Genomic DNA, 11215 nt, shown 5'->3' with positions numbered 1-11215 from the left:
TCTCCTTTCTCCTTTCTCCTTTCTCCTTTCTCCTTTCTCCTTTCTCCTTTCTCCTCTCTCCTCTCTCCTCCCGACCCAGGGCCGCCGAGAACGCAATCCTGCACCTTCAGGGGCCGGGAACTGCGCGAAAGCGGCTTCTCGCGGGAGGGGTGCGGGGGCGCAGGGGCGCAGGGGAGCAGGGGAGCGGTCGCGCTTGGCTCGGGCAGTAGGGTGAGGGTATGAGCGACGCGACCCGTGGTCAGATCCCGATTCGCCCGATGCGGCCCTCTCCGCGCACGCCCGCGCGGCCCATGGACTTCACTGGGCTCGAGTTTCTCCGGGGCCTTGGTATCACCTTCCTCGCCTTCAACGTGCTCTTGCCGATCACGATCCTGGTCGTTGAAACGATCAGTCAACTTGTTAACGGGCTCCCGCTGTTCTCGGGGGCGCAGATGCTGTTCCTGGTGCCGTTTTACGCGGCCCCGATTTCTGCCCTGGCAAGCCTCACCTACGCGGGGGCGCTCGCCTTCGGATTGGGCAAGCTGCTCCGCAGTGAGCGGCGGCGGCGCAGCCATCGCCTCGCGTTCATCGGCCTGGGCCTGGTTGTCGGCTATGTCACCTCACTTCTGGTGCAGGTGTTCACCTATGGTTCGCCGACCTCCGATCTTGCGGGAGTTGTCCTGAACTCGACGCACCTGTTCTACGCGCTTCCCACGGCCCTTGCTGTCTGGATCGGCTGGGAAGTAACAAGCGCGCGTGCGCTGCGTGCCGACGCGGCGGCCGCACAGACTGAGGCAAGGACCGAGGCGACGGCCAACGGTACCGTATAGGTTGGCAGTGTGAGCACGACGACGAAGCCTCGGATCGCCCTGTGGGATAACGCCCGATTCGTGCTCATCGTGCTGGTCGTGATTGGCCACCTGATCTCGACTATTCGCACCGACTCGGCGCTCGGCTTCGGCCTCTACGCCTACATCTACCTGTTCCACATGCCCGGTATGATCCTGCTCTCGGGAATGTTCTCGCGTGCCGATACCTCCCCGAAAGCCGTTCGCTCCACGATTCAGCTCCTGGTCACTTGGGGCGTCTGGGAACTGATCTGGGCCGCGATTCGCGGGGTCGTTGAGGGGCGCACCCCCGGGGCATCGTTCTTGGTCTCTCCAGCCTGGACACTGTGGTTCCTCGTGTCACTCGCGACGATGCGGATCCTGCTTCCGTACTTGGCTCGGCTGCGGCACCCGCTTATTGTTTCCATCGTGCTGGCGCTCCTCGCTGGCGTCATTCCTGCGATCGGTACCGAGTTCTCCGCATCGCGCACGCTCGCCTTCCTGCCGTTTTTCATGCTCGGTTGGCTGGCCCGGGAGCGCGGCTGGCTGACCGGGGAATGGTTCACCGCGCCCGCACGGGCGGCCCGGGGAGCGGCCTGGGGGGTTCTGAGCCTTGTTGCCCTGGCCTTCCTGCTGATCCCGCAGCTCCGGAGCGTGTGGCGGATCGATCGCTGGCTGACCTGGCGGGACGACTATTTCTGGCTGTTCACGAACGCGCCGATCGGCACGTGGCAGCCCGAGTCCTGGGCCGGCGTGGTGGGCGGCGGAATACTTGTCACCGCTGTGCTGCTCGCCCTGGGTGTAGCACTGACGCTGGCCCTCCTCATCGTGGTGCCGCGGGGGCAGAGCCTGATGACGGTCTGGGGCACACGCACACTCTTCGTGTACCTGATTCACGGACCGGTCGTGTGGGTGCTGCGCGAGACCGGGGCGATCGAGTGGTTTGGTGGCTTTGGCGAGCTTGGGGTGCTCGCGCTCGTGCTCGCCGGGGGTGCGCTGACGGTGCTGCTCTCGACGCGCTGGGTCTCCTGGGCGTTCCGCCCCATCGTGGAGCCCCGCACCGATTGGGTGTTCGCCCGGGAATCCCGCGACGCTCGGCCCTGATCCCGGGGTCACCCTGAGACGTCGCCTGCCCGCTGCCGCCCCATCCCCACCGAGCCTATTTATCCACAGCGAGCCAGACTTGGCGGAACTTGGCTCGGGCTGGAGAAAATGCGTCGGGTTGGGCGGGGCTTCCTGCGGGCGCCCCCGCGAGGCCCCTACGCCTCCGGCTCGGCGACGAGCAGCTGGTGCTTCGCGAGCTCCCGGTAGAGCGGGGTGCTCTCGACGAGTTCCGCGTGGGTGCCCTCGCCGATCACCCGGCCGGCCTCGAGCACCACGATCTTGTCCGAATCGACAACGGTGGAGAGGCGGTGCGCGATCACGACGAGGGTGCGGCCGGTCGCGACCGAGTCGAGTGCTTCGCGCATGAGTCGCTCGTTCACGCCGTCCAGGCTCGCCGTCGATTCGTCGAGCAGAAGTACGGGCGGCGCGGTGAGCAGGGCGCGAGCGATCGCGAGCCGCTGCTTTTCCCCGCCGGAGAGCATGACCCCGCTCTCGCCCACCTGCAGGTCGAGGGCTGCGGCGAGCCGCGCGGGTGTGAGATCCGGCGCGGTGTGCGGGTTCGCGGAGGTGGTGGCACCGCCCTCGGCGCGGCCCAGCAGCCCGCCAAGGTTGACCGCGCGCAGCACCCGGGCGCACGCCTCATCGGTAGCGTGCGGGGCACCCAGCCGCAGGTTGTCGCGGAGCGTTCCGGCAAGCACTGGAGCATCCTGCTCGACGTAGCCCAGCTGGGAGCGGAGTTCGTTCCTGTCGAGCGCGCGGAGGTCTGCACCGAACAGTGAGACGGTGCCCTGCTCGGGGTCATAGAACCGCTCGATCAGCCCGAGGATGGTGGACTTGCCCGCGCCCGAGGGGCCGACAAGGGCGACACGCGTGCCCCGCTCGACGGTGAAGTCGACGCCATGCAGCACGGGCGTCTCGACGATCTCCGCGGGCGGAACGTCCCGAGCGGCCCCGCGTCCGGTGCGCACCAGTGCGCGCACGTCGGCCCGCTCAGGTGCGGCCGAGCGGTAGGTGAAGTGCACGTCGGAGAACGCGATCGCCGGGGCGGTGGGCGAGCTGACAGCCGACAGCGGCACGATTTGGCCGAGGGGGGAGCGCTTCGCATCGTCCGCGGTTTCGGTGGAAAGCGCGGTGATTTCCTGGATCCGGCCGAGCGCACCGAGCGCCTGGTTTACTGCGGAGATCGCGCCAAAAGCCTGGCCCAGCGGGGTGATCATGAGGAACAGGAACACGATGAACATGACAAGCTGCGCGATCGTGATCGCACCGGTCGCCACGCGGAACCCGCCGAGCCCCAGCACGATGAGGAAGGAAAGCTGCATCGCGAGGAACGAGATCGGAACGATCAGAGCTGAGATCCGCGCGACTTTGAGCCCGAGTCGGTACGCGGAGGTCGCGTCGGCCTCGGTGGCGAGCTGCTCGCGCTCGGCGGCTCCGGCGGCGCGGATAGTCCGGATCGAAGACACGGAGCGGTCAACCTGCGCGGCGAGATCCCCCACCTTTTCCTGGGCCTGCGCAACGGCCGGCCGGATCTTGCCCGACACAAGCACCACCACGACAAGCGCAACGAGGATCACGCCGAAGGTGATCCCGAACAGCAGTGGATCGATCACGAGCATACCGATGAGTGCGCCCACGAAGACAAGAAGCCCGCTGAGCGCCTCGACGAGCCCCTGCGTGAGAACGGCGCGGAGCAGCGTCGTGTCGCTGCCAATGCGAGAGACCAGGTCGCCGGTGCGACGCTGATCGAACTGGGAGATCGGGAGGTGCAGGATCTTGGCGATCAGCTGCTTCCGGCTGGTGAGCACGACGCCCTCGCCCATGCGCTGCAGTACGTAGTGCTGGAAGCCGCTGAGCACAGCGTCAACCACCACGATCGCGGAGAGCAGCACCAGCAGGCTTGTGAGTGCCTGCCCCGATTCGACCCGGGTGATGAGCTGTCCAAGGATGGGCGGCTGCACGAGCGAGGTGATCGCGCCGATGACCCCGAGTACGAGCGCGACCACGAGCAGACGGCGCTGCTCGAACAGGTACGGGATGAGCTCCTTCAGCGATGCGCGGGGGCCGCGCGGGCCGTCCTTGTCGCCGGAGGTGCCGCGGCCTCGGCCGCGTTTCGGGCGTTCCTCGGCGGGCGCGGCGGAGTGCTCAGACATAGGATCAACTCTAGCCCTCCACCCCTGACAGCACGCTGCCGCGGGGGCCCAATCGCCCCGCTCAGATTTCGAGTGGGATGACCAGGTCACCGCGGCAGCGCGACCGCCGAACGCGGACTACCGTTCGGTGCCGGGAACGAGTCGTAGCGTCGGCCCGGCCTCGCGGATCCGGCGTGCGGTGACGGCGAGGTGCAACGCGGCTTCGGAGGCTTCCTGCCCCTTCGACTCGGGTGCACCGGGCCGGCCGGAGCGATCCAGCGCCTGCTGTTCGGTGTCCACGGTGAGCACGCCAAAGCCCACGGGGAGGCCCGTATCCAACTGGACTCGTGTGAGTCCGTCGGTGACGGCGTTGCACACGTAATCGAAGTGCGGGGTGCCGCCACGGATAATGACGCCCAGGCACACGGCCGCGTCGAAGCCGCCGCCGCCCGCACTCACCGGGGTCAGCGCCACCTGCGCGGCCAGCGGCAGCTCGAACGCGCCAGCGACGCGGAACAGTGTGTGTTCTGCGCCGGATCCCGACAGGGTTTCCTGGGCGCCGCTCACGAGGGAAGACATGATCTCCTCGTGCCAGCTTCCTGCGATGATCGCGACGCGCAGTCCGGTCGCGTCGACGGAAAGGTTCGGGGCTCCTGCTCCGCTCATGGGGGCTCCTTCAGTGTGAGATCGTGTGGGGGATTGGAGATCTGCGGTGTTAGCCGACCGAGTCGGGCAGCTCGTGCCCCATCCGATCGCGCTTCGCGTTCAGGTAGCCGATGTTCTGCTCGGTGACGCCCACGAGCAGCGGGACACGCTCAACAACTGTGAGTCCCTGGCCCTCGAGCTGCGTGACCTTGTCCGGGTTGTTCGTGAGCAGGCGCACCCGATCGATGCCCAGGTCGGCAAGGATTTCCGCGGCGGCGGTGTAGTCGCGATCGTCCGCGGGCAGGCCAAGCTGCAGGTTGGCGTCGAGCGTGTCAAGGCCCTCCTCCTGGAGCTGGTACGCGCGGAGCTTGTTCGCGAGGCCGATCCCGCGCCCCTCCTGACCGCGGAGGTATACGACGACGCCGCCGCGCTCGTTGATGAGGTCTAGTGCGGTGTCCAACTGCGGGCCGCACTCGCACTTCAGCGAGCCGAAGGCTTCGCCGGTGATGCACTCGGAGTGCACGCGGACGAGGGCCTCGCCCGAGGGCAGGGCACCGTCCGGGCCGGCGGCGACGAGCGCGATGTGGTCGACCCCGGCGCGGCGGTCCCGGTACGCGAGCGCGCGGAACTCGCCGTGCTCGGTGGGGAGCAGCGTGTTGGCGCGCAGGCTGACCCGGCGGTTCACGGTCTCTCCGGCCGGTGCCCCCTCAGGATCGTGTTCGTTCAGGTACGCGATGAGACGCTCGATCGTAGTGACGAGCACGCCCTCGCGCGCCCCGAGCTCGATGAGGCCGGGGAGGCGCATCATCTCCCCGTCCTCGGCCACGATCTCGGCGATGCCAGCGACCGGGCGGAGGCCCGCGAGACGCATGAGCTCGACCGCGGCTTCAGTGTGGCCGTCGCGGGCGCGCACGCCGCCGTCGACCGCGCGCAGCGGCAAGATATGGCCGGGGCGGCGCACATCTGTGGGAACGGCGTCGGCTTTGGCCAGCGCCTTCAGCGTGGTCATGCGGTCACTTGCGCTGATGCCGGTCGTGATGCCCTCGGCTGCATCGACAGTCACGGTGTACGCCGTGGAGCGGACATCTTCGTTGCGCGAGACCATCATCGGGAGATCGAGCTGGTTCGCGATCTCATTGGTCATCGGGGCGCAGATAAGGCCTGACGACCAGTGCACGGTCCAGGCGATCCATTCCTGGCTCGCGAGTTCCGCGGAGATGATGACATCGCCCTCGTTTTCACGATCCTCGTTGTCGGCGACGATGACGGGCAGGCCCGCCTTGATCGCCGCGATTGCCTCTTCGATGGAGGCAATACCGGGGGTGCGGGGCGCTGCTGGAGTAGCTTCGAGGCTCATGCGTGTGATCCTTCGGTGGGCGTGGTGGCAATGTCAGAAGCGGAGGTGGTGCCGGGGGCTGCGGGGACAACGCCGAGGCGCAGCATACGGGCAACATGGCGGGCCAGGATGTCGGTCTCGACGTTGACGCGATCGCCGGGTTCGAGAGCACCGAGGGTTGTCGCGGCGAGCGTCTCGGGGATCAGTGATACCTCGAACCAGGCGTTCGCCTCGTCCGGGTCAGAGATCGCGGAGACCGTGAGCGAGACGCCGGAGAGCGTCACCGACCCCTTATCGACAAGCAGCGGCGCGAGATCTGGCGTCAACTCAAAGCGGAGCACCCGCCAGGCGTCCGCGGGCGTGATCGAGCGCAGTGTGGCGGTGCCGTCGACGTGTCCCTGGACGATGTGGCCACCGAGGCGCGTGTCGACGCGGACCGCACGCTCAAGGTTCACCGCGCTGCCCGCGGCGAGCTCGCCAAGGGTCGACATGCGAATCGACTGCGCCATGACGTCGGCTGTGAAGGTGCCGCGGCCGTCCGCGGTGCTGCCCTGCTCGATCACGGTGAGGCAGACGCCGGACACCGAGATGGATGCGCCGTGGGTCGCGTCGCTCGTGACGAGCGGCCCCGCAATCGTGAGACGAAGTGAATCGTCAACGGGGTCGATGTTGACGATCTCCCCGATTTCCTCAATGAGTCCCGTGAACATCAGTTTCCTTTCTGGGCCGGAACGACCGTGGCCTTGATCAGTAGATCAGCTCCGAGTTGTGCGGTGTGCGTGACGCGGAGACGTGAGATGTCGGCGATCGACGGGATTCCGAGATCGCCGAGGGCGAGCCGGGGCCCGCCGAGGAGCGCCGGGGCGATGTAGACGAGCACCTCGTCGACGAGCCCGGCGGCCAGAAACGCGCTCGCAACAGTTGGGCCGCCCTCCACGAAAAGGTGACGCACGCCGTGTGCGTGTAGTGTCGCGAGGTCGGCGGCGAGATCATCGCCGGCGATCCGGAGCGGCAGCTTCAGGTCGTGTGCCGCGAGCGCTGGGTGGTGCAGGATCCGTGCGTCGGCGGGGATCGCCCGGTGCCCCATGACCACGGGGACGGGCTGCTCGGCCGCGGGAACCAGAAGTCCACCGGTTTCGGCGCGGGCGGTGAGTGCCGGATCGTCCGCGAGCAGTGTGCCAGTGCCGACGAGGATCGCGTCGGCCTCGGCCCGGCGGCGGTGCACGTCACCCCGCGCGTCCGCACCGGTGATCCACTGGCTTGAACCATCGGCGGCAGCGGCGCGCCCGTCGAGGGTCTGCGCCCACTTCACGGTGACCCGGGGGCGGGGAGCCGCGGCGGAGCGTGGTGCGCCGGATCCAGCGGCCGCCTCTCGCCGTGCCAACCATCCCGTGAGGAGCGCGCGGGCCGGACCCGCGAGGAACCCGCCCTGGACGTCGACGCCCGCCCGGCGTAGCGTGTCGGCACCGCCCGAGGACGCCTGGCCAGGATCCGCGAGAGCGTATGCGACCGCGCCGATGCCGCGTTCGGCAAGTGCGACAGCGCAGGGGCCCGTGCGGCCGGTGTGGTTGCAGGGCTCTAGCGTCACGACGGCCGTCACCTCGCTGAGGCGGCTCTGCCACTCGGCCGGTACGCGGCTTAGCGCGTCGATCTCGGCGTGTGGCGTGCCTGCGCCGCGGTGCCAGCCCTCCGACAGGATCCGACCCTCGGGGTCGAGGAGCACGCATCCCACACGGGGATTGTCATCGAACTCGGGGCCGCGCGCCGCAAGGGTCACTGCGCGTTCCATCGCCGATTCGATGAGCGTCTGCTCGAGCATCCCGTCCGCCTGTTTCTGCGTACCGGGTGCGCGCAGGGTCGCGGGGGTGCCGCGATCGCGCGTTCCTCTCATCCGGACTAGCACGGCCTGAGCCGTGCATCACCGTCGGTACCGGAATTTCACCGGATCGGCCCTGCGGAAGCAGGGTTCGCGGACTGTCACCGCCGGTTCGGATTCTCACCGACCCCGGAACACGGGACCATGCTACCGCGCCCCGACCCGCTGGGCTACCCCAGCGAACGGGTTCCGCCGCTGGCGGAACCCGGAATACTTACGTCACTACGAGAACAGCTCCGCGAAAAGCCGGCCGTTCGCGATGACGTTCATCGTCAGGACGATGATCAGGGCGTTAAAGAAGAACGCGAGCGTTGTGTGCCACACGATCGTCCACCGCATGTGCGAGTTCACGACCTTCACGTCCGAGACCGCAAACGTCGTGGCGTTCGTGAACGCGAGGTACACGAAGTCGACGAGGCGAGGTTCGGCGGTCCCCGGAAACTCGAGTGGCGGCGTCCCGGCACGGTGATAGCGGGAGAAATAGATCCGCGCGTAGCCCCAGTTGAACATCGCCCAAGCGAGGAGCATGGCCCAGACCGCGGTGAACTCGCCGGCCGGATCGTGGAGGTCCTGGCCGATACTCGTGATCAGGTCCGTCGCGACGCTGAGGCCGATGATGCTCGACCCGAACGTGGTGATCGTCGAGAGCATGCGGGTCAGCGGATGGCCCACCAGGACGCGGGTGGCCGCCGGATCCGGTTCGTTGATGCGCACCAGAATATTCAGTGACAGCACCGTCGACAGCAGGTAGATCGAGGCGATCCCACACCAGAACAGCATCGGTATGAGGTCGAAGGCCTCGTCGGTGCCCCACACGATGTCCCATCCGACCCAGATCAGCAGGAGCTGCATGATGAGGCCGAGCACTTCGCCGGTCACGCTGAGGATTGCGCCAAAGGTGCCGAGCGGAACGTTTCGAGGTGCCGGGTGGTGCGGCGTGGGCGTGGTCATGCGTCTTTCCCAGCGGTGGCGGCAGAGGCGACGAGGTCGCGAAGTGAAGCGTCGGGGAGATACGCGCGGGTGAGCGCGATGCCGATGCGAGGGAGGTCGCCCTCGTCCCGGAACAGCAGATACAGGGATTCGGATCGGGGGTTGAACTTCTGCTTGAAGCGGTGCAGCGACTTGAACCCGTACAGCGGCTCAATGAGCCCGCCCAACTGCTCCAGAACCTGGTCGACCGGCCCGGCGGCGGCGTCCTCGGGACGTACGAGTGGTGCCCCGGAGAGCGACAAGATCTCATACCCCTGCTCCGAGAAGTGCTGCGCAGAAGAGGCGATGAGATACTCCATGACGGGCCCGAACCCACCGTCGCGGCGGCGCATGAGATCGAGCGTCCAGCCGATCACCCGGGGTTCGCCGGTGACGGGGTCCGCGGGCCCGTGCACGGGAAGCCAGGAGGTTACCCCATGGAGACTGCCTTCGGCGTCGACCGCGACCCCGACCCACACCTCGGGGTCGAGCGCCTCGTCGACGGTGCCGAGCGTGAACCGCATCTCGGGAAGTCCTTTGTCGCCGGTCCACTGCTCCGAAATGGCGCGCACCTGAGCAAGCACACTCCAGGGCTCGTCCGCGAGCCGTACCATGCGAAACTCGATGCCCTCGCGGCTCGCGCGGTTGATCGCGGTGCGCACCGCACCCCACGGCTTCCCCGTGAACGCGAGGCCGGGGAGATCCACGATTGTGTCCTCGGCGACGATGACCGAGCGCCACCCTTCGGGAACCGCCGCCGCACTTGTGGCACTCGCGGAGAACGCGCAGGGGATCAGGCCCGCGCGCTGGGACAGCCCGGCAAACTCCTGGAAGGCTGCACGGTGCTCACCCGGGGCGACGATGGGGTCGCCCAGCATAATTGCCACTCCCGCGTGGGCCTGGAACGTGATTGCGCCGGATCCCGCTGAGACGTGTTGGTTGCCGCGCCACGTTGTCATCCAGGAGATCGTGCCGCCACCGAATGTGCGCAGCCGGGCCGTCGCCTGTGCGGTGGTGAGGGGCTCGGCAGCGAGCACGCGGCGCGCGCGGCGCAGTGGGACGCGGAAGGCGCCGCGACCGGCGATCAGAATCACGAGCAACGCTGCCCAGAGCGCCGCAGGGGCGATGAGCGCACCGAGAATTTCGGCGGGGGAGGCGATCAGGCGGAATTCGACGAGGAGGGGCACAAGCGCGAAGCCGAACGCCGCGGTGAGGAGGTTAAACGCTCCCAGGGCGAGCGCGCAGATCCAGGCCACGCGGATCCCCTGTCGCACCCCGTTGGCGATGAGCGCGATGACAACGACGTCAACGAGGACATCGAGGCCCGAGGCGACAGGCTCGTTCTGTCCGAGCGGGCCGTTGTAAGGCACCACCAGGTCGATGACCTGGACCACGCCAACGGCGATGAGTCCCGCGAATGCGAGGAGCCGCCACTCACGCTCGCTGGGGCGGCCCGCCGGGTGGCGGAAGGCGGGAATCCAACCGCTCGCGAAGAGCGCCGCGACCATGGCGACTGCGTGTTCGAGGTCGTGGAGCTGCCCGAGGTAGAGCACCGAAATACCGACCCACAGGACCACGGCGAGGCGGGCGCGCAGCCGCCAGGGCGCGCGAAGCGTGGCGATCGCGAAGACGAGCGCGGCGAGCGCCCCGCACGAGGGCCCCACGTCCCGCGCCTCCGAAAGTGCGACCGCCCAGTGCCAACCACTCGGGGAAACGAGCATGAGGATTCCGGCCGCCCCGAGCACGCCCACGAGGTGTCCGGCGATGAACAGGCCGGCCGTGCGCAGCGCGCCGAAGCGCCACTCGGCCCACCCGAGGCCGCCAACGACGAGCGGCAGCAGCGTGAGATAGACGAGTGGGTGGTCCACGAAGAACGGTGACGTGACGAGAGTCCACCAACGCCCCTCGGCGAATGCGGGCAGGCCCGTCGCTACCTGGGAGTACCACGGCTGATCGCTCGCCGCGCGCCAAAGCGATCCGCTCAGAATGCCGACCGCGAGCAGCGCCGCGAGAAAGCTCAGGGTGAACGGGAGTCGCCGCAGCACGGTGACCGGGCCTGGCCGGGCCGGACCCTGCTGGGAAGGGGCCGGGGCAGCGTGCGGGGCGACGTCGTCGGTCATGGACACAGTCTAGAGTTTCTCGGCCCGATCTGGGGTTCGAGAAGCGCGCTGTCGCCCTCCGCGTGTCTCCCTGCCCTCCGCGTGGCTTCCCGCGCTCCGCGTGTCTCCCTGCCCGCCGCCTGGCTTCCCACCCGCCGCCTGGCTTCCCGCGCTGCGCCGGGTTTGCCGCCCTCCGATCCAATAGTGTTCCCCGATCCCGAGGCTCCGGGCTCACCAAAATCACGGAG

At 68.1% G+C, this 11215-nt stretch carries 9 protein-coding genes and 1 riboswitch; of the genes, 2 read left to right on the top strand and 7 right to left on the bottom strand.

Features of this window, described 5'->3' with window-relative positions; all coding sequences use genetic code 11:
* The first annotated feature begins 218 nt into the window (after window positions 1-218).
* On the top strand, window positions 219-809 hold the full coding sequence (locus FM113_RS17830; protein ID WP_087016338.1) for a hypothetical protein: 591 nt from the start codon (window positions 219-221) through the stop codon (window positions 807-809).
* 9 nt (window positions 810-818) lie between these two features.
* Window positions 819-1910: an acyltransferase family protein gene (locus tag FM113_RS17825; RefSeq protein WP_087016337.1), complete on the top strand. Its 1092-nt coding sequence runs from the start codon at window positions 819-821 to the stop codon at window positions 1908-1910.
* Window positions 1911-2065: 155 nt separating this feature from the next.
* On the opposite strand, the gene FM113_RS17820 is transcribed toward FM113_RS17825, so the two are convergent.
* The 7 genes from FM113_RS17820 to FM113_RS17790 form a co-directional block, all read right to left on the bottom strand.
* Complete coding sequence (locus FM113_RS17820) at window positions 2066-4063, bottom strand: ABC transporter ATP-binding protein (RefSeq protein ID WP_087016336.1); 1998 nt, start codon at window positions 4061-4063, stop codon at window positions 2066-2068.
* A 117-nt stretch (window positions 4064-4180) separates the two neighbouring features.
* Window positions 4181-4708: a 6,7-dimethyl-8-ribityllumazine synthase gene (ribH, locus tag FM113_RS17815; RefSeq protein ID WP_087016335.1), complete on the bottom strand. Its 528-nt coding sequence runs from the start codon at window positions 4706-4708 to the stop codon at window positions 4181-4183.
* Between the two features lie 49 nt (window positions 4709-4757).
* Window positions 4758-6044 carry a GTP cyclohydrolase II gene (gene ribA, locus FM113_RS17810; RefSeq protein ID WP_087016334.1) on the bottom strand — a complete coding sequence of 429 codons (1287 nt, stop codon included), beginning with the start codon at window positions 6042-6044 and terminating at the stop codon, window positions 4758-4760.
* Window positions 6041-6733 (bottom strand): riboflavin synthase, encoded by a 693-nt coding sequence (locus FM113_RS17805; RefSeq protein ID WP_087016333.1) that lies wholly within the window; start codon window positions 6731-6733, stop codon window positions 6041-6043. The genes ribA and FM113_RS17805 overlap by 4 nt, the downstream gene beginning before the upstream one ends.
* Entirely contained in the window at window positions 6733-7842 is a 1110-nt protein-coding gene (gene ribD, locus FM113_RS17800) for a bifunctional diaminohydroxyphosphoribosylaminopyrimidine deaminase/5-amino-6-(5-phosphoribosylamino)uracil reductase RibD (protein WP_087016344.1), read from the bottom strand. The genes FM113_RS17805 and ribD overlap by 1 nt, the downstream gene beginning before the upstream one ends.
* A 56-nt stretch (window positions 7843-7898) precedes the next feature.
* Window positions 7899-8040, bottom strand: a riboswitch (FMN riboswitch).
* An 81-nt stretch (window positions 8041-8121) separates the two neighbouring features.
* Window positions 8122-8850: a DUF1345 domain-containing protein gene (locus FM113_RS17795; protein WP_254909084.1), complete on the bottom strand. Its 729-nt coding sequence runs from the start codon at window positions 8848-8850 to the stop codon at window positions 8122-8124.
* Complete coding sequence (locus FM113_RS17790) at window positions 8847-10988, bottom strand: bifunctional lysylphosphatidylglycerol flippase/synthetase MprF (RefSeq protein ID WP_087016332.1); 2142 nt, start codon at window positions 10986-10988, stop codon at window positions 8847-8849. The genes FM113_RS17795 and FM113_RS17790 overlap by 4 nt, the downstream gene beginning before the upstream one ends.
* Window positions 10989-11215 lie beyond the last annotated feature (227 nt).

It is taken from the genome of Leucobacter sp. 7(1) (genome assembly GCF_900163635.1).
Lineage (GTDB): Bacteria > Actinomycetota > Actinomycetes > Actinomycetales > Microbacteriaceae > Leucobacter.
This window is presented reverse-complemented; position numbering and strand designations above follow the sequence as displayed.